This is a genomic window from Aquimarina muelleri DSM 19832, assembly GCF_000430665.1.
GTDB classification, from domain to species: domain Bacteria; phylum Bacteroidota; class Bacteroidia; order Flavobacteriales; family Flavobacteriaceae; genus Aquimarina; species Aquimarina muelleri.
This window is the reverse complement of record NZ_AUML01000022.1, coordinates 68706-93798: the sequence shown is the minus strand read 5'-3', so window position 1 is coordinate 93798 and position 25093 is coordinate 68706. Positions and strand designations below refer to the sequence as shown.

General features: G+C 32.3%; 24 protein-coding genes. 11 read left to right on the top strand and 13 right to left on the bottom strand.

The genetic code is table 11. The annotated features are described in order from the left end of the window. From H527_RS23520 to H527_RS24800, 3 genes are all read right to left on the bottom strand, one after another. Window positions 1-268: transposase (locus H527_RS23520; protein ID WP_027412610.1), on the bottom strand; the 268-nt coding region annotated here is incomplete at its 3' end. Window positions 269-540: 272 nt separating this feature from the next. Next, entirely contained in the window at window positions 541-1287 is a 747-nt protein-coding gene (locus tag H527_RS0110110) for a uroporphyrinogen-III synthase (RefSeq protein ID WP_027412609.1), read from the bottom strand. 32 nt (window positions 1288-1319) lie between these two features. Then, window positions 1320-1973 (bottom strand): DUF4271 domain-containing protein, encoded by a 654-nt coding sequence (locus H527_RS24800; RefSeq protein WP_027412608.1) that lies wholly within the window; start codon window positions 1971-1973, stop codon window positions 1320-1322. A gap of 95 nt (window positions 1974-2068) precedes the next feature. Between H527_RS24800 and H527_RS0110100 the strand changes: the two genes are divergently transcribed. From H527_RS0110100 to H527_RS0110090, 3 genes are read left to right on the top strand one after another with little or no spacing between them, the layout of a single operon-like run. After that, window positions 2069-2800, top strand: coding sequence for a polyprenol monophosphomannose synthase (locus tag H527_RS0110100; RefSeq protein WP_027412607.1), 732 nt, complete (start codon window positions 2069-2071; stop codon window positions 2798-2800). A gap of 2 nt (window positions 2801-2802) precedes the next feature. Next, window positions 2803-4143 (top strand): dihydroorotase, encoded by a 1341-nt coding sequence (locus H527_RS0110095; protein ID WP_027412606.1) that lies wholly within the window; start codon window positions 2803-2805, stop codon window positions 4141-4143. Next, the gene (locus H527_RS0110090) at window positions 4140-4577 is read left to right on the top strand and encodes a DUF4296 domain-containing protein (protein WP_027412605.1); all 438 of its coding nucleotides are present in this window, start codon (window positions 4140-4142) and stop codon (window positions 4575-4577) included. Before H527_RS0110095 ends, H527_RS0110090 begins: the two co-directional genes overlap by 4 nt. Window positions 4578-4597: 20 nt before the next feature. On the opposite strand, the gene H527_RS0110085 is transcribed toward H527_RS0110090, so the two are convergent. Together H527_RS0110085 and tyrS are read right to left on the bottom strand one after the other, a co-directional pair. Next, window positions 4598-5614 (bottom strand): NAD-dependent epimerase/dehydratase family protein, encoded by a 1017-nt coding sequence (locus tag H527_RS0110085; RefSeq protein ID WP_027412604.1) that lies wholly within the window; start codon window positions 5612-5614, stop codon window positions 4598-4600. A gap of 217 nt (window positions 5615-5831) precedes the next feature. Then, window positions 5832-7127: a tyrosine--tRNA ligase gene (gene tyrS, locus H527_RS0110080; RefSeq protein ID WP_027412603.1), complete on the bottom strand. Its 1296-nt coding sequence runs from the start codon at window positions 7125-7127 to the stop codon at window positions 5832-5834. A gap of 215 nt (window positions 7128-7342) precedes the next feature. On the opposite strand from tyrS, the gene H527_RS0110075 reads away from it, so the two are divergent. The 5 genes from H527_RS0110075 (at window position 7343) to H527_RS0110055 (ending at window position 16007) form a co-directional block, all read left to right on the top strand. Beyond that, window positions 7343-10597: a CHAT domain-containing protein gene (locus H527_RS0110075; protein WP_081414588.1), complete on the top strand. Its 3255-nt coding sequence runs from the start codon at window positions 7343-7345 to the stop codon at window positions 10595-10597. 95 nt (window positions 10598-10692) lie between these two features. Beyond that, entirely contained in the window at window positions 10693-13518 is a 2826-nt protein-coding gene (leuS, locus tag H527_RS0110070; RefSeq protein WP_027412601.1) for a leucine--tRNA ligase, read from the top strand. Between the two features lie 139 nt (window positions 13519-13657). Beyond that, window positions 13658-13918 (top strand): SemiSWEET family sugar transporter, encoded by a 261-nt coding sequence (locus H527_RS0110065; protein ID WP_027412600.1) that lies wholly within the window; start codon window positions 13658-13660, stop codon window positions 13916-13918. Window positions 13919-14040: 122 nt separating this feature from the next. Further along, window positions 14041-15156 carry an alanine dehydrogenase gene (gene ald, locus H527_RS0110060; protein WP_027412599.1) on the top strand — a complete coding sequence of 372 codons (1116 nt, stop codon included), beginning with the start codon at window positions 14041-14043 and terminating at the stop codon, window positions 15154-15156. 158 nt (window positions 15157-15314) lie between these two features. Next, the gene (locus H527_RS0110055; RefSeq protein WP_027412598.1) at window positions 15315-16007 is read left to right on the top strand and encodes a zinc metallopeptidase; all 693 of its coding nucleotides are present in this window, start codon (window positions 15315-15317) and stop codon (window positions 16005-16007) included. Window positions 16008-16121: 114 nt separating this feature from the next. On the opposite strand, the gene H527_RS0110050 is transcribed toward H527_RS0110055, so the two are convergent. Both H527_RS0110050 and H527_RS0110045 read right to left on the bottom strand, forming a co-directional pair. Next, window positions 16122-16592, bottom strand: coding sequence for an Lrp/AsnC ligand binding domain-containing protein (locus H527_RS0110050; RefSeq protein WP_027412597.1), 471 nt, complete (start codon window positions 16590-16592; stop codon window positions 16122-16124). An 82-nt stretch (window positions 16593-16674) separates the two neighbouring features. After that, window positions 16675-18045, bottom strand: coding sequence for a saccharopine dehydrogenase family protein (locus H527_RS0110045; protein WP_027412596.1), 1371 nt, complete (start codon window positions 18043-18045; stop codon window positions 16675-16677). Window positions 18046-18182: 137 nt separating this feature from the next. On the opposite strand from H527_RS0110045, the gene H527_RS0110040 reads away from it, so the two are divergent. Both H527_RS0110040 and pckA read left to right on the top strand, forming a co-directional pair. Next, window positions 18183-18581: a DUF423 domain-containing protein gene (locus H527_RS0110040; protein ID WP_229809262.1), complete on the top strand. Its 399-nt coding sequence runs from the start codon at window positions 18183-18185 to the stop codon at window positions 18579-18581. A gap of 67 nt (window positions 18582-18648) precedes the next feature. Further along, window positions 18649-20205, top strand: a complete 1557-nt coding sequence (pckA, locus tag H527_RS21805) for a phosphoenolpyruvate carboxykinase (ATP) (RefSeq protein WP_035087810.1) — start codon at window positions 18649-18651, stop codon at window positions 20203-20205. A gap of 207 nt (window positions 20206-20412) precedes the next feature. On the opposite strand, the gene H527_RS0110030 is transcribed toward pckA, so the two are convergent. After that, on the bottom strand, window positions 20413-20685 hold the full coding sequence (locus H527_RS0110030) for an acylphosphatase (RefSeq protein ID WP_027412594.1): 273 nt from the start codon (window positions 20683-20685) through the stop codon (window positions 20413-20415). Between the two features lie 130 nt (window positions 20686-20815). Between H527_RS0110030 and H527_RS0110025 the strand changes: the two genes are divergently transcribed. After that, window positions 20816-21655, top strand: a complete 840-nt coding sequence (locus H527_RS0110025; RefSeq protein WP_027412593.1) for a universal stress protein — start codon at window positions 20816-20818, stop codon at window positions 21653-21655. 269 nt (window positions 21656-21924) lie between these two features. On the opposite strand, the gene deoD is transcribed toward H527_RS0110025, so the two are convergent. The 5 genes from deoD to H527_RS0110000 form a co-directional block, all read right to left on the bottom strand. Next, window positions 21925-22623 (bottom strand): purine-nucleoside phosphorylase, encoded by a 699-nt coding sequence (gene deoD, locus H527_RS0110020; RefSeq protein WP_027412592.1) that lies wholly within the window; start codon window positions 22621-22623, stop codon window positions 21925-21927. A gap of 97 nt (window positions 22624-22720) precedes the next feature. Beyond that, window positions 22721-23365: a deoxyribose-phosphate aldolase gene (gene deoC, locus H527_RS0110015; protein ID WP_027412591.1), complete on the bottom strand. Its 645-nt coding sequence runs from the start codon at window positions 23363-23365 to the stop codon at window positions 22721-22723. 1 nt (window position 23366) lies between these two features. Beyond that, complete coding sequence (gene trxA / locus H527_RS0110010; protein WP_027412590.1) at window positions 23367-23666, bottom strand: thioredoxin; 300 nt, start codon at window positions 23664-23666, stop codon at window positions 23367-23369. Between the two features lie 141 nt (window positions 23667-23807). Then, complete coding sequence (locus H527_RS0110005; protein ID WP_027412589.1) at window positions 23808-24698, bottom strand: RsiV family protein; 891 nt, start codon at window positions 24696-24698, stop codon at window positions 23808-23810. 87 nt (window positions 24699-24785) lie between these two features. Then, the gene (locus tag H527_RS0110000; protein ID WP_027412588.1) at window positions 24786-25082 is read right to left on the bottom strand and encodes a chaperone modulator CbpM; all 297 of its coding nucleotides are present in this window, start codon (window positions 25080-25082) and stop codon (window positions 24786-24788) included. Window positions 25083-25093: the final 11 nt, after the last annotated feature.

Below are 25093 nucleotides of genomic sequence, written 5' to 3'. Positions count from 1 at the left end.
ATTTGAAAGACATGTCATAGCGTGAACGCTCCACTACATCTACATCTGAAATGGTATAAATTACTTTTAGCAGAAGATATTTGAATAGTCTTATGGGACTTTCTGCTTTTCTGCCTTGAGTTTGAGAATATTTTGATTGAAGTTCTTCATAGATGAAATTAAAATCTATTAAATCATTTATACGCCTTAACAAGTTGGTGTGAGGAACAATTAAATCATATAAAGAACTGTACTCGCTTAATCGAAGAGATTCCTGTTGAACTATCATGAATACAAAATACAAAAAACGGCAAGTATCTAAAATACTTACCGCTTTTATTTAAGTTCGTGACTTTTTCAGTAGCCTCTTTAACAGGAGGGTGTTTTTTACTTTTCTACTATTCAATATATATACCCTGTTTAAGCGTCTACGATAGTTCTGAATTGTTGGTATTCATTATAAAAAGTGGTATTTGTAAACTGGTATCGTATCATAATTAAAAAAGAGGCTATCTTTTCAGATAGCCTCTTTTTTAATATATTTTTTTAAAAAAAATATGTTTACTTTTTGTTTGCTTCTTTAATATATTTTTGAAGTGCCATAGTCATAGATGGCGTTTCTGGGGTGGGTGCTTGGATATTAACAACTAAATTGTGATCTTCTGCTGCTTGAATAGTAGAATTTCCAAAAACAGCAATTCTGGTATTATTTTGTTTAAAATCTGGAAAATTTTCAAATAAAGATTGTATCCCAGATGGACTAAAAAACACCAAGATGTCATAAAACACATCTCTTAATTCAGAAAGATCACTTACTACTGTTTTATAAAACACAGCTTGTTTCCATTCTACTTTTAACTCATTTAGTGTTTCAGGAATTTCAGGTTTTAGTTTATCTGAAGATGGTAATAGGAATTTTTCGGCCTTATATTTTTTAATTAAAGGAGACAATTCCTGAAAAGTACGTTTCCCTACGTATATCTTTCTCTTTCGATATACTACATATTTTTGTAAATAATATGCTACAGCTTCACTTTGACAAAAGTACTTAAGCGTATCAGGTACTTTAAAACGCATCTCTTCTGCTATTCTAAAAAAATGATCAACAGAGTTACGGCTAGTAAGAATAATAGCAGTATAGTGGGATAAATCCACTTTTTGTAACCTCACCTCTTTGGCATCAACTCCCTCTACATGAATGAAGGGGATAAAGTCAATTTTTACTTTTTCCTTTTCTTCTAAATCAAAATAAGGTGAATTTTCCACTTTAGGCTCTGGCTGTGAAACTAAAATTGTTTTCACTTTCATATATTCTTTCTTTTTTGCAAAGGTATTACGAATTAACTTATAAGCTTATATAGTATAAAATAAGGTGCAATTTCAAGTGCGCAAAGATACAAAATAAAATAAAACATATGGTTTAAAATGATATTTTGATTTTTTCGGTAAAAAGAAAATAGTGTCATTAGATTTATAATAATCAAAAAAAATAGCAAGACTATAAATGTAATTCGGGATCCTTGTAACCCATATATAAATAAAATATTAACAGGCAAGAGCAAGACACCTATAAAGTTGCGGTAAGATACCTTATGAAACAGATAAATGTCGATTATAGAATCTATAGAGAATATAGTTGCTATAATTTTTTCTATAAGTAATTTACAAACAACAATTACAGTATATAAAATAATAATTTTAACATATAAAGTAATTTCATTGGGAGTAACTTGCCATTTAAAGACCTTAAAACATAGATAGATAAATATAGAAACAGATATTATTTGAAACAATAACAAAATTACATTAAACAAAGAAGAGAGTCTATTAACTTTTTGAGAAGACAAAATATACTTATTGTTAGTCAAGAGCATCATAAAGTCAGAAAACCTAACTGTATTTACGGTCTTGGCTGCGGCTAATAAAAGAAGCCCGACCATAATTAATATAGTGAGCCAATTAGTAGGTGTTATTTCTCTTAAAATAAATTCCATATTCTGCGATGGGGTAAAATTACAATCAATTAACTAATAAAAACAAAAAAATAACTAGCAATTATTTAGCTATATTTGCCTGAAAAATTGCCCTGATGGTGGATGCCTTAGTCATAATCCCTACCTATAACGAAATTGAAAATGTAGAGCGTATTATTAGAAATGTGCTCTCGCTTCAACGCGATTTTCATATTCTTATTGTAGATGATAACTCTCCGGATGCTACTGCTAGTTTGATAAAAAAAATACAAACAGAGTATCCAGAAAGTCTTTTTTTAATAGAACGAGAAGGAAAATTAGGTTTGGGAACAGCATATATTTCGGGTTTTGAATGGGCCCTAGAACGTTCTTATCAATATATTTTTGAGATGGATGCAGATTTCTCTCATAATCCTAATGATCTTATACGATTGTATAATGCTTGTGCAAAAGGTTCTTCGCAAGTAGCAATAGGATCTAGGTATGTAACTGGGGTAAATGTAGTAAACTGGCCAATGAGTAGAGTATTACTGTCTTGGGGAGCATCTAAATACGTTAGCTGGATAACAGGTATGGATATTCATGACACAACCGCAGGATTTATCTGTTATAAAAGAGAGGTTTTGGAAAATATAAACCTAAAAAAAATACGATTTGTAGGATATGCTTTTCAAATAGAAATGAAATTTAAAGCATACTTATTGGGCTTTAAAATAAAAGAAATACCGGTAATCTTTACCGATAGAACACAAGGAACTTCAAAAATGAGTAAAGGCATCATAGCCGAAGCAGTTTTTGGAGTTATAAAAATGAAATTTAGAAGTTTATTTAAACATTACGACATATGATTATGGATAGGGTGCTTATTAAGAATGCTAATATTGTTAATGAAGGAAAAATTTTTAATGGAGATGTATATATAGAAGACGGTATTTTTAAAGAAATAGCGCCACAAATAAGCGCAAAATCATCAGAGGTACATATTTTTGATGCAGAAGGAAAGTATTTATTACCTGGTGTAATAGATGATCAAGTACATTTTAGAGAGCCTGGACTAACCCATAAAGCAACTATAGAAACAGAATCTAGAGCAGCTATAGCAGGAGGGATAACCTCTTTTATAGAAATGCCTAATACAGTGCCACAGGCAACTACCATAGAAAAATTAGAAGAAAAATTTGAAATAGCAGCAAAAACAAGTTACGCAAATTATTCTTTTATGTTTGGAGGGACTAATGATAACTTAGAAGAAATTCTTAAAGTAGATCCTAAAAAAGTAGCAGCTCTTAAATTGTTTTTAGGGTCTTCTACAGGAGATATGCTAGTGGATAATCCAGAAGTTTTAGAAAAGATTTTTTCTTCTACAGACTTGCTAATAGCAGTACATTGCGAAGATGAAGCTACTATTAAAAAGAATACTGCAAAATATATTGAAAAATATGGCGAAGACATTCCTATGGCATTTCATCCGGTTATTAGAAGTGAAGAAGCGTGTTACTTGTCGTCCTCAAGAGCCATCGAATTAGCTAAAAAAACAGGAGCAAGATTGCATGTTTTTCATTTGTCTACAGCAAAAGAACTAAAGCTATTTACAAATAAAATTCCGCTAAAAGAAAAAAAGATAACTTCAGAAGTTTGTATACATCACTTGTGGTTTTCAGACGAGGATTATACAGAAAAAGGAACTTTAATAAAATGGAACCCTGCGGTAAAAACAAAAAAGGATAAAGATGCACTGTTTAAAGCTTTATTAGATGATAAAATAGATGTAATAGCTACCGATCATGCACCGCACACGCTAGAAGAAAAAAACAATGTGTACACCAAAGCGCCATCTGGGGGTCCATTAGTACAACATGCTCTTCCTGCAATGTTAGAGTTTTATCATCGAGATAAAATATCTTTAGAAAAAATTGTAGAGAAAATGTGTCATAACCCTGCAATACTATTTCAGATAGAAAAAAGAGGGTTTATAAAAGAAGGATATCATGCGGATGCAGTGTTAGTAGATTTAAACGCGCCATGGGCAGTTAATAAAGATAATATTGCATATAAATGTGGATGGTCTCCTTTTGAAGGAACTACTTTTAGATCCCGAATTACACATACTTTTGTAAATGGTAGTTTAGTATATAAGAATTTTAAATTCTATGATGTGCGACGCGCACAACGATTAACTTTTGAAAGATGATTAAAAACATAAGATATTTTGTGCTCTTTTTGATGTTTCTTGCTTGCCAGAGTTTAGAAAAAGCACCTGTTCCAAAGATATTAATAGCAGAAGATCGTATGGTTGAAATATTAACCGATATTGCTTTTATAAAAACAGCAAAAAACTCACACAGATCTATTTTTGAAGAGGAAAACATAAACCCAGAAAGGTTTATTCTAAATAAACACAAGATTGATAGTGTTGTTTTTACAGAAAATAACGCTTGGTATTCTGATCAGATTGGAAAATATGAAGCTATAATTAACCGAGTAAAAGAAAATCTCGATAAAGAGATGATTAGATACGAAAAGATAAAAAAAGAAGAGGATTCTATTCAAAAAATACAAGACTCGATAAAAAAGGCAAATGATACTTTACGAAGTGTAAAACAAAAAAATGTTTCTGAATTATAAAAAAGCAAATTTAAAAGTTATTAAAAAGTCTGTTCGTTAAGAAAATAAGTAGCAGTTTCTTGTATGCTTTTTTCTATTGGGTAAAAAGTATGCATTAGCTCTTTTTTTACTTTATCATTTTCATAATGCGTAATCGAAAAAGCACTTCTTATAGAAGATTTAAATATAGATCTATTTGTTCTAAAAAAAATATAGCTAATACCTTGTGCATAATAGGCTATCTTCATTAAAAAAGGAGAGGCCTTCTTTTTGGGAGGAGTCTTATGCAAAGCTTCAGCAATTTTGGTAAAAGCATTTTTATAACTTAAATTCTCGCCAACCAGAATGTAGCGTTGATTAGTGTAATTGCCATTCATGAGTTGGTGTATTATAGCAATAACATCTTGTATCGCCACAAACCCAGTAATTCCAGTAGTATAATAGGACATCCCTGCATGGATTCGTTTAAATAAATATCCACTTCCGGTATTAAAAAAACCTGGGCCGATTATGATTCCGGGATTTACGATAACAGCATTTAGACCTTCTTGTACTCCTCTCCAAACTTCCATTTCTGCACCATATTTAGTTATAGCATATACCGAGTTGGTTGTTTCTGGATTCCATTCTGCTTTTTCATCAATAGGAGTATTTAAAAGGTTTTCTCCCAAAGTCGCAATCGAACTTATATAGCAAAGTTTCTTTACCTTTTTGATAATACAAAGATTTACAATGTTTGCAGTACCTTCAATATTTACTTTTCTTAATTCTTTATAATGAGAAGGGTTAAAACTGATTTTTGCTGCACAATGATACACATGGGTTACTCCTTCAAAAGCTTCGGTTAGTTTTGGGATATCATTAAGATCTGCCTGAACCCAGTCTATTTGATCAAAGAGATATTTTTTTTCTTCAGGAAAATAAAAAGAAAATACTTTTTTGGCAGACTCCTTTTTGGTGTTACTTCTATATAACGCACGAACGGTATCGTTTTGTTTTATAAGTTTTACCAATAAATGTGTTCCTACCAATCCTGTTGCTCCAGTAACTAATATCATATTATCTATTCTGCGATACTAAAATAAACAAAAACTGTGTCCAGAACAGTTTTAATTCCTGGTTCTTAAAAATTTTTAATATAAAATGAGACATGACAAAAGTTGACGAAATAAAAAACGTATGATTTATAATATTTTATTTAATGTTTATTTTGTACCCCTCACAGGTTTTTGAAAAACCTGTGAGGGGTACAAAATATCCTACTTTATAAAAAATTTATACTGCTCTAATCACAAAATAGTTTTTCTTACCACGTTGTAATAGTACAAACTGATTGTTAATCAAATCTTGTTCAGATATAGAATATGTGTCGGTAATTTTTTCTCTGTTTACGGATATTGAATTTTCTTTTAAAGCTCTTCTGGCTTCACCATTAGATTTTAAAAAACCTGTATGCTCTGCCAAAGCTCCTATAATATCTAATCCATCAGTAATTTTGTCTTTTGCAACTTCGGCTTGTGGCACTCCATCAAAAACATCTAAAAAAGTAGCTTCATCCAATTCCTTCAAATCTGCAGATGTAGATTTTCCAAAAAGGATATTAGATGCTTTAATCGCATTGTCCAAATCTTCTTGAGAATGTACTATAACAGTAACCTCATCTGCCAATCTTTTTTGTAATATTCGCTCGTGTGGGGCCTCTTTGTGTTTTGCTACTAGAGTTTTTATTTCTTCTTCTGTTAAAAAGGTAAAAATCTTGATATACTTTTCTGCATCTTCATCACTGGTATTTAACCAATATTGATAAAACTTATACGGCGAAGTACGTTTGGCATCTAACCACACATTTCCACCTTCAGATTTTCCAAATTTAGACCCATCAGATTTTGTAATTAACGGGCAAGTTAATGCATATCCTTTTCCTCCTGCTACTCTTCTGATTAATTCGGTACCAGTAGTTATATTGCCCCATTGGTCACTTCCACCCATCTGTAGTGTACAATTATGACCTCTATACAAGTGTAAAAAATCATATCCTTGTACCAATTGGTATGTAAATTCTGTAAAGGACATCCCTTCTGAAGATTCTGAGGAAAGTCGATTTTTAACCGAATCTTTTGCCATCATATAGTTAACCGTAATATGTTTTCCTACATCTCTAATAAATTCCAAGAACGAAAATTCTTTCATCCAATCGTAATTGTTAACCAATACCGCAGCATTGGAAGCATCACTTTCAAAATCTAAAAATCTACTTAATTGGGATTTGATTGCTTCTTGATTACGGCGCAGTGTTTTTTCATCCAACAGATTCCGCTCGGCAGATTTGCCAGATGGATCTCCTATCATTCCTGTGGCTCCTCCTACCAGTGCAAAAGGTTTATGTCCTGTTCTTTGATAATGAGCCAATAACATTATAGGAACCAGATTGCCAATATGTAAGGAATCTGCAGTAGGATCAAACCCTACATAAGCAGCTCGCATTTGTTCCATTAAGTATTCTTCGGTACCAGGCATTGCGTCGTGCAACATCCCTCTCCATCGTAACTCTTCTATAAAATTTTTGGTCATTGTACTATAATTCAATTAAGAGCCACAAAGATAAAAATATGAATACTATTCTACTATGAATATAAGAGAAATCAACAAATCATTGTTTTTTACTCTATACTTTATTTTAACAAAAAACTTTAAATCAAGTGTTACATTTTTTCTTAATAATCGAAAAGCAAGACAATATTTTCGTTTTCTTTGTTGTTAATTGCTAAGTATATAGCTTATCTATTATGAAGAAAACACATTCTTTTTCTCTGTTTTTTATAATATATTTTTCTTTCTTGATGTCATACTCTATCCGTGCACAAGTAGAAAAAGATACCATATTAGCGTCACAATATTTCAAGAAAGCAGATTCTTTGTTGACATCGGCAGATTATAATAATTCTATCCAACTATTCAAAAAGGCAATACCTATATATCAAAAAGCTAAAATATGGGAGCGAGTATCCAGATGTTATAATAAAATATCAGAAAATCAGTGGCGTAACCTTAAACTAAAAGAATCTTTAGAATCTTCTAAAAAAGCACTGGCTATTTGCGATACGTATTTGACAGAAAATCATAAAGAAAAAGCATCAGGATATGATAACGTAGGACATTATCATAGATTATCCCAAAACTACGACGAGGCTTTATTATACTATAACAAAGCACTTGCTGTACGAGATAAACTTTTGCCTGAAAATCATGTTGATCTTATAGTGTCTAATACAAACCTCGGAATTATTTATTCATATAAAACTAAATATAAAATTGCAATACAGTATTTTGAAAAAGCAATAGATATCCGATTAAAATCCTTAGAACCATATCATTATAATCTTGGGAGTCTTTATAGCAATCTTGGGATTCTTTATGATGATCTTGGTGTGTATAATAAATCATTAGAGTATTACAAAAAAAGTTTACAAATAAAGATTAAAAAGTTTGGAAAAAAACATAATAGCCTTATAAGTACTTATAATAATATAGGTGTAACTTATGTTAATCTTAAACAATTTCACACAGCTTTAAATTATTATAAAAAAGCTTTAGAAATTAGTGTTAAAAAAAACAATATAGGAGGTCTGATCAAAACCTATCTTAATATAGGTAACGTTTTAAATAACATGGGGGAGTATGATAAAGCGATAGATTATGCAAAGAAAAGCTTGGGGATAACGATTAAAAATTTTGGAGAACATTATCATACAATTGGAAATATTTATAATAATTTAGGTATTTATAAAATGAATCAAGAGGAGTTTAAGACGGCATTACTTTATTATAATAAGGCATTGCAAAATTTAAAATCTATTTTTGGAGAGAATGATTATAGAGTTTTTAAAACATTAATTAATATAGGTAATTTATATGGTAAGCAAAAGGAATATGATCTGGCATTGAAATACCTAAAAAGAGGATTAAGGATACATAAAAATATATTTGAGGGGGATAATATTTACATTACAAAAATTTATGAAAGTATTGGAGATGTGTATTTTGAAACGAGAAGGTATAATGAGGCATTACTAAATTATAATAAAGCATTAACCGTAATACAAGATGTGTATGGAGAAAATCATGTTCTTACTTCTGATCCGTATAATTATATTGCACGTGCCTACGACAAACAACAAGAGTATACAAAAGCATTAAGTTATTTTGATAAAGCCTTATCCAGTAATGCCAAAAATACAAATGTAACAGATAACAAAAATAATTTTGATTTAGAGGACTATTATCATTATGATTTTTTATTAGAAAGTTTATTCGGGAAAGCAAAAACATTACGCTTAAGATATTTACATGATAATAATATATTAGATTTAAAGAAAAGTCTTGCTATTTATAAGAATATAGATACCCTAATACAGGCTATCCGTCAGTCTTTTACCAACTACCAAGATAAAGTTGTCTTTGCCAAACAAGCAAAAGAAATCTATCAGGAAGCTATAGAAACTGTTTTGCTACAAAAAGACCCACAAGCCTTAGAACAAGCATTTTATTATGCAGAGAAAAGCAAAGCCAATACCTTAAAAGAATTGCTTAACGATGCTGATGCCAAAAATTATTCTGGGTTACCTGCAGATTTGGTGGTTTTAGAAAAAGAACTAAGAATTAATCGTTCTTTTTATCAATCTAAAATCACAGAGGAGCTGTCTAATAAAGAGGTGGATACTTCAAAAATTCGTGATTTTGAAAATGAATTATTTGTAACCAACAGGCGGCAAGATTCCTTAACCGAAATCTTAGAAAAAAACTACCCAAAATACTATCAACTTAAGTATCGTAATGATATTGTTTCTGTTACCGATATACAACAAAAGCTCGACGATAAAACTACTCTTGTGTCCTTTTTTACAGGAGATAGTGTTACCTATGCTTTTATCGTTTCTAAAAAAGGTATCTCAGTACAAGGACTCCCCACGCCAAAACTAACTGAACAGATTCAAGAGTTTCGTAAAAGTATTATTGCCAAAGATGTACAAAAACATAAAAAACAAGCGTATGCATTATATGCCAAGCTTATTGCCCCTATACAAGACAAATTGTTAGGAGAGGAACTGATTATGATACCCGATGGTCCTTTATGGCATCTTAATTTTGAGGTATTAGTAAGTCAAAAAGACGATTCTAACAATCCTGCACTTTTATCCTATTTGTTAAAAGACTATGCCATCTCCTATACTAATTCTGCCACCTTATTGTTTACCCCTTTTAAAGAGTCTGTCCAATCTAAAACACTACAGGAATGTTTGGCATTCTCTTTTTCGGATAGTACTAACATCGCACAAGCAAATACAATGCGCCTTGCAGCATTAAGAGATACTGGGGATGACCTGCCTGGTACGCGAAAGGAAATAAGAGCCATATCCAATATTATAGACGGAGAATATTATTATGGATCCCAGGCAATAGAATCTAATTTTAAAAAGAATGCAGGAAAGTATAACATTTTGCATCTGGCGCTACATGGGGATGTAGATAACGAAAGACCAGAAAACTCTAAATTGTATTTTACTAAAAGTAAGGACACTCTGGAGGATAATTTGCTGTACGGTCACGAATTATTTGCGTTGGATATCCCAGCAGAACTTACCGTACTTAGTGCCTGTAATACAGGATCAGGTAAGATTGCCAAAGGAGAAGGGATTATGAGTTTAGGTACTGCTTTTCAATATGCAGGAACCAAAAGTTTGCTATTAACCAGCTGGGAGGTATCGGATCAAACCACCCCCGAGGTAATGAAATATTTTTACACCAACCTAAAAGCAGGAATGAACAAGGCAAAAGCTTTGCAACAAGCAAAATTGCAATATCTAACTACGGCAAATATCAACAGAACCGATCCATTTTACTGGGGAGCATTTTATCTGGTGGGAGATTCCGCCCCGATTCCTTTCCAGAACAACACATTACTATATTGGGCTGTAGCAGTCTTAACACTAGTATTATTAGGTGGTTTGCTTTGGTATCGAAGGAAAATGAAAAATACATAATATTTGCTTTTTTATAACTAGCATTAACAATTAAAAGTAGATGTTGCTTTACTATACTGATGGTTTTAGTAAATTTGCGGTCTTAATTTTAGATGATGAGCTACGATTTTAATACTATTGAAGCCAAATGGCAAAAACATTGGGCAGAGGAACAAACTTTCAAAGCAGAAAACAATAGCGATAAAAAAAAGTATTATGTATTAGATATGTTTCCTTATCCTTCGGGAGCAGGATTGCATGTCGGGCATCCGCTTGGATATATAGCCAGTGATATTTATACACGATACAAACGTCATAAAGGATTTAATGTATTACATCCGCAAGGATATGATTCTTTTGGATTACCAGCAGAGCAATACGCAATTCAAACCGGGCAACATCCTGCCATCACCACCAAAGAAAACATCGCTCGTTATCGGGAACAATTAGATAAAATAGGATTCTCTTTTGATTGGAGCCGTGAGGTACGCACCAGTAATCCTGATTTTTATAAATGGACACAATGGATTTTTATCGAGTTGTTTAACTCCTGGTATGATAAAAATGCAGATAAAGCAAGAGATATAAAAGATCTGGAAGCTATTTTTGCTTCTACAGGAAATACAGAAGTACATGCAGTTTGTGACGAAAATATAGCTTCGTTTACCTCACAAGAATGGAATGATTTTACATCTAAAGAAAAGCAAGAAGTATTGCTTAAATACAGGTTAACCTATTTAGCAGAAACCGAGGTAAACTGGTGCCCACAGTTAGGAACCGTATTAGCAAATGATGAAATTGTAAACGGAGTTTCAGAGCGTGGCGGATACCCAGTGATTCGTAAAAAAATGACCCAGTGGAGTATGCGAATTTCTGCCTATGCAGAGCGGTTACTACAAGGTTTAGAAACTATAGATTGGACAGACTCCTTAAAAGAATCACAACGTAACTGGATTGGTAAATCGGTTGGAGCAAGTGTAACTTTTAATGTAAAAGAGCATGATGCAGTAATCGAAGTTTTTACCACTCGACCCGATACTATTTTTGGAGTTACTTTTATGACTTTGGCTCCAGAGCATGATTTAGTACAAAAAATAACTACTGCAGAGCAAAAAGCACAGGTGAATGCCTATATAGAAGCTACTGCCAAACGTAGTGAGCGGGAACGTATGGCAGATGTAAAAACCATAAGTGGCGTATTTACAGGGGCGTATGCAGAGCACCCGTTTACCAAAGAACCAGTACCCATCTGGATCGGGGATTATGTGTTGGCAGGATATGGTACCGGAGCCGTAATGGCAGTACCATGTGGAGATCAACGGGATTATGACTTTGCAAAACATTTTAATATCCCCATTACTAACATTTTTGAAAGTGTAGATATTTCTGAAGAAGCTTTTTCCGATAAAGAAAAGACCGTAATTGCTAATTCAGATTTTTTAAATGGGTTAAACTATAAAAAAGCGACCAAAACTGCCATTTATGAGTTAGAAAAACTAGGACAAGGACAGGGGAAGACCAATTATAGACTTCGGGATGCTGTATTTAGTCGTCAGCGATATTGGGGAGAGCCGTTCCCAGTATATTATGTAGACGGGATGCCGCAAATGATCGCTACAGAACATTTGCCAATAGCATTGCCAGAAGTAGAAAAATATTTGCCAACTGAAACAGGGGAGCCACCATTAGGTCGTGCAGATGTATGGGCGTGGAACGCTAAAAATAATACAGTTGTTTCTAAGGATTTAATCGATCACTCTAGTGTATTTCCTTTAGAGTTAAATACGATGCCAGGTTGGGCAGGGAGTTCTTGGTATCCGTTTCGATATATGGATGCCGATAATGATACCGAATTCGCTTCCGCGGAAGCGTTACAATATTGGGAAAATGTAGATTTATATATTGGTGGTAGCGAACACGCAACCGGACATTTATTATATTCTCGTTTTTGGACAAAATTTTTAAAAGATAGAGAATATCTTACCGTAGATGAGCCGTTTAAAAAGCTGATCAATCAAGGGATGATTTTGGGAACTAGTGCTATAATTTATAGAATTAGTGGCTCTAATAAGTATGTTTCTAAAGGATTGAAAGATCAATATGAAACGGAAGAGTTACGAGTAGATGTGGGTTTGATTAATAATTCTGATGAATTAAATATAGATGATTTAAGAGAATGGCAACCACAATTTAACAATGCTGAATTTGAGCTTGAAGATAATAAGTATATTGTTGGGAGGGAAGTAGAAAAGATGTCAAAACGTTGGTTTAACGTAGTAAATCCAGATGGTATTTGTGAGCAATATGGTGCCGACAGTTTACGATTATACGAGATGTTTCTTGGGCCATTAGAACAAGCCAAGCCCTGGAACACTGCTGGGATCACAGGAGTACATTCGTTTCTTAAAAGATTATGGAAACTGTATCATTCGGGACCAGAAGCAACATTTTATGTATCTGATTCTTCTATTTCTGAAGAGCCAGAAGCAGCTAAAACATTGCATAAAACCATTAAAAAAGTAGAAGAAGATATCGAAAACTTTTCTTTTAATACCTCTGTAAGCACGTTTATGATTGCAGTAAATGAGCTAACTGCACAAAAATGTACCTCCAAAGAAATTTTAGAACCGTTAGCAGTATTAATTTCGCCATATGCACCACATATTGCAGAAGAACTATGGCAAAAACTTGGGAAAGGGGAGTCTATTTCTACAGCAGCATTTCCTGTTTTTGAAGAAAAATATTTGGTAGAAAGCACAAAAAAGTATCCAATATCCTTTAACGGTAAAATGCGTTTTACACTAGAATTGCCTTTAGATTTAAGTAAAGATCAGATCGAAGCAGCAGTTATGGCAAATGAAAAAACGCAACAACAATTAGCAGGACGTGAACCTAAAAAAATAATTGTAGTACCAGGTAAAATTGTAAATATTGTAGGGTAGTATTAAGTAATTAATAAGCCAGTAGAGAGTTTATAGGCTATGCTTATAAAATTGTTTTGTTTTCATAAGCATAGTCTCAGGAGATTAAAAACCCTCAATGAGGGTTTAAATCTTTAAACAAGGTTTTAAAAATAAGTATATGGTAGATTTGGTGGAAATAATTGGGTTTGTAGCAGCAACTTTAACTACAATTGCGTTTTTGCCACAAGTATATAAAACCTGGAAAACAAAATCTACCGAAGGCTTATCTTCATCTATGCTATTTGCTTTGTTATTTGGAATGCTTGGGTGGCTTATTTACGGGCTTTTAATCTATAGTTTACCGATAATTTTTGCAAATACCATTACCTTAGTGTCAATGTTTGTACTAGTTTATTTTAAATATCGGTACAAAAAATAATATGTTTTGTCATAACCACAGATTTTTAAGGAATTAACAAGAATTATTAATAACAGATTTTTACGCGTCTTTTATTGTTTTATTTCTTAAAAACATATATTTTCGACACAAAAATTATAGATATGATAATTGGTGTTCCCAAAGAAATCAAAAATAACGAGAACAGAGTGGGGGTAACCCCTGCTGGAACAATGGAACTCGTTAAGCATGGTCATACTGTTTTTATACAGCAAGATGCAGGTCTTCAAAGTGGTTTTGAAGATGAAGAGTATATCAAAGCTGGTGCTAAGATTTTACCTACTATCGAAAAGGTATATAGTACTGCCGAAATGATTATCAAGGTTAAGGAACCTATTGAACCAGAATATAAATTGATCAAAAAAGACCAGTTAGTATTTACATATTTTCACTTTGCATCAGGAGAAGAGTTAACTAATGCAATGATTGCAAGTGGCTCTGTATGTGTTTCTTATGAAACAGTAGAAGATCCAGATCGTAGTTTACCTTTACTAACACCAATGAGTGAAGTAGCTGGTCGTATGTCTATACAACAAGGAGCTAAATTTTTAGAAAAACCATTAAAAGGAAGAGGGATTCTTCTTGGTGGTGTTCCGGGAGTTGCGCCAGCAAAAGTATTAGTACTTGGTGGTGGTGTTGTAGGTACACAAGCAGCTAAAATGGCAGCAGGTATGGGAGCAGATGTAACTATTCTGGATATTAGTGTAAAACGTTTACGATATTTAGATGATGTAATGCCAGCTAATGTAAAAACAGAATTTTCTAATGAATACAGTATTCGTAAACATATAAAAGATTCGGATCTAATTATTGGGGGGGTATTGATTCCTGGGGCTAAGGCACCAAAATTAATTACTCGCGATATGCTTAAAGATATGCGTGCAGGAACAGTAATAGTAGATGTAGCTGTAGATCAGGGAGGATGTTTTGAAACGACAAAACCTACCACGCATCAAGACCCTGTATATATTATAGATGATGTAGTACATTATTCTGTAGCCAATATGCCTGGGGCAGTACCTTATACGTCAACTTTGGCATTAACTAATGTCACTTTGCCATACGCTATTCAATTAGCAAATAAAGGCTGGAAAAAAGCATGTAGTGATAATGAACCTCTTAAAAAAGGATTAAATGTAATAAATGGGGATGTTGTATATCCAGCAATATCAGAGGCTTTTGACCTTCCGTTAAGAGATGTTAACGAATATTTGAATTAAACTCGATTTATTGGCTAACTCAAGTTTATTTGATCAAAAACCTCGCTATTATGGCGAGGTTTTTGCATTTTAATAGTAACTTTAATGTGTTTTAAGTGTCATAATAGATTTATGATAGGTGTAAAACAGGTATAACAAAGTAAAAAAAGTATATAGTTATGATGGGATATTATATTATTGCGGGGGTCATATTCTTGGTGAGCTCCTTTGTTAGCAATAAACTTAAAAGTAAATTCAAGAAATATTCTAATGTCCGTTTACAAAACGGAATGAGTGGAGCGGAGATTGCAAATAAGATGTTGCAAGATAATGGTATAAAGGACGTGCAAGTAGTTTCTACACCTGGTATGCTTACAGATCATTATAACCCTGCAAATAAAACAGTAAACCTTAGTGAAGGGGTGTATGGTCAAAGAAACGCTGCGGCTGCGGCGGTAGCAGCGCACGAGTGTGGTCATGCGGTACAGCATGCTACAGCATATAGTTGGTTAACTATGAGGTCTAAAATTGTGCCAGCTGTGGGTATTGCTAGTAAGTTGTCTAATATTGTAATTATGGGAGGGCTTGTTCTTTCTGCATCAGGAATGATTTTAGGGAATACTCTTTTTCTAGTTGGGATTGTTTTATTTGGAATCACTACATTATTTGCGTTTATAACATTGCCAGTAGAGTATGATGCCAGTAACAGAGCGTTGGCATGGTTAGAGAATAAAAATATGCTTACAACAGAGGAACATGCAGGGGCTAAAGATGCTTTGAAATGGGCTGCGCGTACTTATGTGGTAGCTGCTTTAGGCTCTTTGGCAACATTATTGTATTTTATTTCTATGTTTATGGGAAGAAGGGATTAAAAAATAAATGAATATTTTTCTTGAAACCCAAGGGAAATAATATTATAAAAAACGGTTTACAATAAAATGTAAACCGTTTTTATTTGTAAATTTTTTAGATATGAAAAGCTAGGGTTATATTTTAATTTGCCTGTCTATTTGTTGATCCAAAGAGATAAAAGTTTCTGTTCGGGACACTCCTTCAATTGCTTGAATACCTTTGTTTAAAACATTCATTAAATGTTCGTTGTCTTTGCAAAGTATTTTAATAAAGATAGACCAGTTTCCTGTAGTGTAATGGCATTCTATTACTTCGGGGATATCTTTTAGTTGTTTTACTGCCATAGGATTACTTACTGCTTTGTCTAAATACACTCCCACAAATGCCATTGTTTTATATCCTAATGCTTTTGGGTCAATAATAAACTTAGATCCTGCAATAAGCCCAGAAGATTCTAGCTTACGAAGTCTTTGGTGAATAGCAGCGCCTGATATTCCAATATTTCTGGCAATCTCTAAAATAGGTCTTCTGGCATCTTCCATGAGATTACGTAAGATCTCTTTGTCAATACCATCAATTTTTATATTATTACTTTGCCCTTTCATGAAAATTATAATTAATAATTAAAAATACAATTAATGGTTTAGGACTGAAATAAAAAAGAAATTTATTATTAAAAATATTTTTTTATCCTTTTACACCATCTGGATTGTAACCTAGGTAGTTACATTCTTTTTCATGAAATAAAATGCCATACTCTTCAAGCTCTTTAAGTATAGGGGTATATACTTTTGCTTTAATTGGTATTTGTACTCCTGGATCTGTAATTTGCTTGTTTAGGATACGCAAAGCTGCTATTGCTACTGGTAATCCAACGGTTCTTGCCATAGCAGTATAGGTTTGATTTTCGCCAATACTAACCATAGTAGCATCAATTTGCTTACGCTTACCATCAAGTTCATACCCAAACTTATGGTACATTACGATCATGTCTTTGTCTTCTTTATCCAGAGTCCATTTATCCATTAAAATTTTCTGAAGAATTTGTGCAGGTGTAGCATTAGGAATACCTATTTTTTTGTTTGGATTAAAAAGGTCTAGTTCTAATAGTTTATCCCACATAATATCATCTTGGTCAATCCTAAGATAATGGCGAAGTTTGAGTTCTACAGAGTCTGATGGGGAGTAGGCTAAAAATGAATTAGTGAAATCGCGGTAACTCATGTTTTCAGAATTCATCAAAGTGTAATCATCTGCAGTCATGCCTAATTGAACAAAAGTATTCCATGCTCTAGAGAATCCTACTCTTCTAATTGTTCCTCGATATAGGGTTAAAATATCATCTAAACCATATATTTTTTTATACTTTAAAGAATTTCGATTTGCATAAGCCTCAAAACGACCATATCCTTCAACTTCCAAAAACTCTGTCCTTCTAAATAGCTTATGATAAGGGATATATTTATATGCGCCTTCTTGTAAGAATTCTGCGGCGGCACCCTGTCCTGCTATTACAACATTACGTGGATTCCAAGTAAATTTATAGTTCCATAGATTAGTGTCGCTTTCTGGAGCAACTAAACCACCAGTAAAAGATTCAAATAAAATTATTTTTCCTCCTTGATTTCTTATTCGGTCAATAACGTGCATAGCACTCATGTGATCAATGCCAGGATCTACACCTATCTCATTCATAAACACAAGACCTTTTTTACGAACTTCTGCATCCAGTTCTTGCATTTCTTGACTAACATATGAAGCGGTAACCATACATTTTTCATACCTTAGGCAGTCTTTAGCTACTTCGATATGAAAACTAGCTGGAAGCATAGAAACAACAATGTCAGCAGCTTGAATGGCTTTTTCTCTCGAGTTTTTATCAAAAACATCTAATGCTATTGCTTCAGTATTAGGATGATCACCAGTCAGTTTTTTAGCACTTTCTATAGAAATATCACCAATAGTGATATGTAAATTCTCGGAAATAGATTTATCCTGAAAATATTTAATTAATACGGCGGTAGATTTTCCTGCACCAATAACTAAGATCTTTCGCATACCTTGTAATATTTTGATAACTTTGATACGAATGTAATAAATACCATAAAGATTTGGTTCTCTATTTTATGAGATTAATTATAATTCTTTTAAAAATTTGTCTAAATATTAAAATTTAATACCCTATATAGTCAATTATGAATAAAATATCAATAAATAAAACAATTTTGATTACAGGTGCTGTTATGGCTTTATTGGCAGTTATTTTAGGTGCTTTTGGAGCTCATGGACTAAAAAAACTTGTAGACCCAGAGGGGGTTGATTCTTTTACTACAGGAGTACGATACCAAATGTATCACGCTATTGTGCTTGTTATTTTAGGAAACATGTCTGTTTTACAAGATGTTGTTAAAAAACGTATATTTTACTTTTTTATAGGGGGAATAACCCTTTTTTCAGGGTCAATATACCTTTTGGTAATTGATGAGGTTTTAGGTGTTTCATTGTCAAGTATAGGTTTTATAACTCCTTTAGGAGGGCTTCTGCTAATAATAGGATGGGTATTATTTGTAATTTCATTAGTTAAGATTAAGTGAATTTTTTGTCGGTTAGTGTAATTATTATTTATAATTTTGCACATACATAACAAACACAACATATTTTATGAAACCACTGTATCCAATTACGAAAACGTTTTCGTTAAAGCACTACGGTATTGAAAATGCTACAATGCACTACCAATTATCCTCTGAGGATCTTCAGGAAGATGTATTGCGAAAAAAACAAGGGAAAATTACAAAATCGGGTGCGTTGGCAATTAACACTGGTGAATTTACTGGTCGTTCTCCTCTGGATCGTTTTATTGTAAAAGACTCTATCACCGAAGATAAGGTGTGGTGGGGTAAAGTTAATATTCCTTTTGATCAAAAAGCATTTGATGCATTATATGATAAAGTAACTAAGTACCTTTCTGGAAAAGAGATTTTTGTAAGAGATAGTTATGCATGTGCTGATCCCGAATATAAATTAAATATACGGGTAATTAATGAGCACCCTTGGTCTAACATCTTTGCTTATAATATGTTTTTAAGACCAGAAGCAAGCGAATTAGAGTCTTTTAGTCCGGATTGGCTGATTGTTAATGCCCCTGGTTTTATGGCAGATCCAGAAGTGGATGGCACAAGACAACATAACTTTGCTATTCTTAATTTTTCAAAAAAGATAGCTCTAATTGGAGGAACAGGATATACAGGAGAAATCAAGAAAGGTATTTTTTCAGCATTAAACTTTATCCTTCCTACCGAACGTAACTGTTTACCTATGCATTGCTCTGCAAATGAAGGAGAAGATGGTAATACGGCTTTGTTTTTTGGATTGTCAGGAACAGGAAAAACTACATTATCTACAGATCCTAAAAGGAAATTAATAGGAGATGATGAACATGCATGGACCGAGGCAAATACAGTATTTAATTTTGAGGGAGGGTGCTATGCTAAAGTAATCGATCTTTCTTCAGAAAAAGAGCCAGAAATCTATAATGCTATAAAAAAAGGAGCATTGTTAGAGAATGTGGTTTTGGATAAGGACGGTGTTGTAGATTATACAGATTCTAGTATTACTCAAAACACAAGGGTTAGTTATCCAATTGATTATATCGATAACATTAAAGTGCCAAGCAAAGGAAAAACTGTTACCAATATATTTTTTCTTACTGCCGATGCTTTTGGTGTGTTGCCTCCTATTTCTAAATTAACAAAAGAACAGGCTTCGTATCATTTTATTAGTGGATATACAGCTAAAGTTGCAGGAACAGAAGCAGGTGTTACTAAACCGTTGCCTAATTTTTCTGCTTGTTTTGGAGCTCCTTTTATGCCATTGCATCCTAAAGAATATGGAGATATGTTAATGGATAAAATTGAAAAGACAGGAGCTAAAGTTTGGCTTATAAATACAGGTTGGACTGGTGGAGAATATGGTACGGGGAGTAGAATGAAATTGCCATACACACGAGCAATGATAAATGCAGCTCTTGATGGAAAGCTGGATGATGTATCCTATGTTGTGGATAAGCATTTTGATTTAAATATCCCTGAAAGTTGCTCTGATGTACCTTCAGAAATTCTTAATCCGAGAAATACATGGGTAGACAAAGAAGCATATGATGCTAAAGCTCAAGAGTTGGTAAACTCTTTTAAAGAAAACTTCAAAAAGTTTGAATAAGCTTTTGGCTTTTATCAACATATTTAAAGACTAAAAAAAGACTGCTTAAATATTTTTTAAGCAGTCTTTTTTGTTTTAGTAGTAGTTTTTTTGATAAAAATATTGTTAAAAAAGATGGTGTTTTGTTACGGTAAATTCAAAGTATAAATGAAATCAAACTAAAGTTAGGATTTATACGAATATGTGTAATTCTTACAATAAAAAATCCTAATGTAAAATCTCAAAATGTTCAAAATATTCCAAATCACTTTCTTTAAAACAAACAGTATCTACTTTTGAAAACTCAGGACCTTTAGCACACCAATCTAATAAGGTGTTTAGTTCATTTTCATGCCCTTCAGCCTCTATGTACACATCTCCATTATCTAGGTTTTTTACAAACCCTTTAATATTAAGTTCTTTTGTTTTGTTTAAGGTGTTTTTTCGATACCATACTCCCTGTACTTTTCCTGTTATGGTAATTTTATAATGTTTCAACATATTATTTTCTAAAATAGAAAGATACTATAAATAAAATTGTTTGGATAATAAGGCGGCTGTAAGATATGATAATTATCATTTTAAATGACGTTAAGATTTCCTAATTTTGATAGTATAAAAACAGTTAAACATGAAAAAAATTCTTGTACCAATAGATTTTTCCGAACACTCAGAATATGCATTACAAGCAGCTGCAATATTAGCTAAAAGACAAAAAGCCGAAATTATAGTATTGCATATGCTGGGGTTATCCGAAGCTGTATTAATAAAAGATGAAAGTCAAGAAGCAAATGAAGCAATGTATTATATGAGACTTGCTGAAAAAAGGTTTAATACTTTTTTGGATAAAGAATATTTAAAAGGAATTCAGGTTACCGAAACGGTACAGAACTATAAGGTTTTTAGCGAAATTAATGAGGTAGCTCATAAAAATGATGCAGATATTATTATTATGGGATCCCATGGGATTAGTGGATTAAGAGAAGAGGTATTTATAGGTTCTAATACAGAAAAAGTAGTGCGAACGTCAGATATTCCTGTGTTAGTAATAAAAAACCCAGTAGATGATTTTACGATAGATAAGGTAGTTTTTGCTAGTGATTTCAAGATTGAGAATATTAGAGCATATCACAATGCAAAACAATTATTTAACTCGTTAAATGCTAACATGCACTTATTATACGTTAATCTACCAGGAGAGCAATTTAGAAGCTCTGACCAGATAGAAGAAAGAGTAAAAGAATTTCTTTTTAAAGCAGATGAAGGAAGTCTTGAAATGTATGACAAGGTTGTCAGTTATAATGATTATAGTGTAGAAAGTGGCGTTTTTAATTATAGTAAAAAGATAAAGGCAGATTGTATAGCAATCCCTACGCATGGTCGACGAGGGTTGGCACATTTCTTTAATGGAAGTATAGGAGAGGATATTGCAAATCATGCAAATAGACCAGTGATTACATTTAAGATATAACCAGACCTGTGTTTCAAAGTTAAACAGATGTCCGTAAAACTTCACAAGGGTATTAAATTTAATACCCTTGTGAAGTTTTTAATGTTATATTATCGAAAGTGCCTTTTATACGATTTACGAATAAAAATCTCGTATATAATCGCATTCTTTTTCTACTATATTTTCTTCATAAAATGAAACAATAGCTATGGCTATTCTTTAATTTGATTCATCAATCTAGCCAAAAACCTTTGCAATTATTTATACGCAATTCTCATCCGTAAATCGTATTATAGAGTTCCTAAGGCGATTTCGATCATTGTACTAAAGGAAGATTCTCTTTCTTTTGAAGATATTTTTTCTTTTGTAACTAACGAATCTGATATGGTTAAAATAGAAAGAGCTTTAATACTATATTTTGCCGCAATAGTATATAATCCTGCGGTTTCCATTTCTACACAAAGCACACCAAATTCTGCCCATTGTTTATAGGAATAGGGATCATCTTCGTAGAATTGATCTGAAGATAAAATATTCCCAGCTTTAATAGGGATGTTATTATCTTTTGAATATTGTATTGCTTTCATAAACAGCTCAAAGTTTGCTGTAGGAGCATAATCTGAATTTAGAAACCTGGTATTATTAATGTTAGAGGTAGAAGAAGCTGCCATAGCTATAACAATATCTCTTAGATTAATATCCTTTTGATAAGATCCCGCAGAACCTACTCTAATTAAATTTTTAGCATCATAATCCTTAATAAGTTCATGACAATAAATTAGAGCAGATGGGATTCCCATTCCTGTTCCTTGTACAGATACAGGTTTACCTTTATAGCTGCCGGTATAGCCAAGCATTCCTCTAATTTTGGTATAACAAATCGGATTATCAAAAAAAGTTTCTGCAATCCATTTGGCTCGAATAGGATCCCCAGGGAGTAATACTGTTTCTGCAATCTCTCCTTTTTTAGCGGCAATATGTATACTCATTTAATCCACATTGTGGAGTTTAATTTTCCGAGGCTTGTCTCAAAAACAAAATATATTTTCGGGAGGCGTACCTGGTAAACTTGCTCCGTATTAATTTTTATTCAGAAGTAACTATGGCAATCCCAGATGAGGTACCTATTCTAGAAACCCCTAAATCGATATATTGCTTAGCGGTTTCTGAATCTCTAATTCCGCCAGAAGCTTTTATTTGCACATTATTTTTCACTTCGCCTTTCATAAGTTTTATATCCTCTAAAGTAGCACCATTGGTTCCAAAACCTGTAGATGTTTTTATAAAATCTGCGCCAGCATTTACAGATAATTGACAAGCAATTTTCTTTTCTTGATCGGTAAGGTAACAGTTTTCAAAAATTACTTTTAGAGTATTTTTTTCGATAATTTTTTTGATGTTTTTTATTTCATCTTCTACGATTTTATAATATCCAGATTTTAGTAATCCAATATTAAGAACCATATCAATTTCATCAGCACCATTTTCTATACATTGCTGGGCTTCATAAATCTTTGTTTTAGAAGACATAGCTCCTAGAGGGAACCCTATTACCGCGGCAGTTTTAATAGTGGTGTTTCTTAATTCGTTAGCTGCCAGATTTACATAATAACCATTGATACAAACCGCACAGAAGGTGTAGTATTTTGCCTCTGCACATAGTTTTTTTATATCATTAACACTTGCATTGGGTTTTAGTAGTGTATGGTCTATATATTTAGCAAAAGACATACTAATGATGCGACTTTATAATATTTATAATTTCATTTTTTTGCAATACTCCAGATTGTCTCCAAAGTTGTTCTCCTTCTTTAAATAAAATCATTGTAGGTACTCCTCGAACCTGATATTTTGCTGCCAAAGGTTGATTTTTATCTACATCTATTTTTATAACTTTAATAGAGTCTCCCAATTCGTCTTTAACTTGTTTTAAAATAGGAGCAAGCGTTTTACAAGGACCGCACCATTCTGCAAAAAAATCTACTAAAACTGGTTTTTCTGAATCGATGATATTGCTAAAACTATTTTTCATGTATATATGTTTTTAAGAATACTAGATATTATTTAGAGTACTAAATTAAGAGATTTTAATATCTATAAGTGTTATATCTATATCAAATTATTTTTCAGAAATACGATTGTGAGTTTATACTAAAGCTTTGTTTTAAATAGATTAACTTATTTTTGGTTTATCATTATGTTTTTTAATAAGGTGTGTAATGTCTTTAATAGGAATCTCAATAGAGTAGGTTCCTGTGTATGAAGGACAAATAATACAATCATCAAAATAGAACTCTACGGTATTGTCGTTTATTACAAAATTGTTTTTATAGGCTTTAAAATCTCCTTCGGATAGCTCCCAACAATCATAAAATAATTCTCCAGAGTCAATACCTTGCATTATGATAGTGTTTATGGTTGTAAATACTTCATCTTCTGATCCTGTTTCAAAGAAATCATCAAAGTAAATAAAATCATGTTTTTTAAGATCAAAATTTACACAATCAAACAAGTAAGTAGAGTGTAGCATACCCGAATAATAGTTTTCTTTGTATAATACAACACTTATAAAATCGTTCTTTGCACTATAAATTTTGTAATCAATAATTCTTTTATCTCTAAGTCTATTAATTTTTAAAGTATCACATAGTAACTCTTTATCTTCAAGAATTTGATTTTCGGTTTTTTCAATATTCAGGTAATTTTCTGTAATAAAATCATTAAAAACAGCATAATTAGAATCTATTTTTTCATTAAGATAAGGGTATCGATAATCCAGAATATATAAATCTTCATCTTTTAGAAAGCTTTTAGAAATAACTAATTCTTGCAATTGAGTTTTATGATCTTCGGCTTTTATTAATCGTTGTTTTTTGATAGACTTGGTTTTTTCTTGACTCAATTCCAGATTTTCTTCAGAAAAAAAAGAGGTGCTGTCTGTAGCTTCTTCTTTTGTAATTTGTTTGGACTCTGTTTCTTTTTGTTCTAAAGATTGTTTAGGAGAGATTTCTTTTTTACAAGAAATAAAACTTATTAATATAAAACAGGTAATTAGGGTTTTCATATATTTATTTTTAGTAGGTATAAAAATAGACTGGAAAAAAATCAAAAAATATGATAATGATCATTTAAAAAAGCGAATAGGGATTGTTTACAAGCTCTCATATAAACCTAATCTGTTTTTTAAAATATTCATTTCGTGTTGAATTTTTTGAACCCTTTCTAATAAGCGTATAATCACCTCTATACCTTCAAGATTAATTTCTAGCTCTTTATTAAAAAGTAAAATTTGCTCAAGTTTCGGTAATTCTTCGGAATTTAAAAAAATAGTGTCTTGCTCAATAATGGTTTCAATTAATCCAAATTCGTGCAAAGAATCAATAAATGAAAATTCTATTTCATGATTATTACAAAATTCTATCACTGGTATAAGATTATTTTTAGTCATTGCTTGTGTAT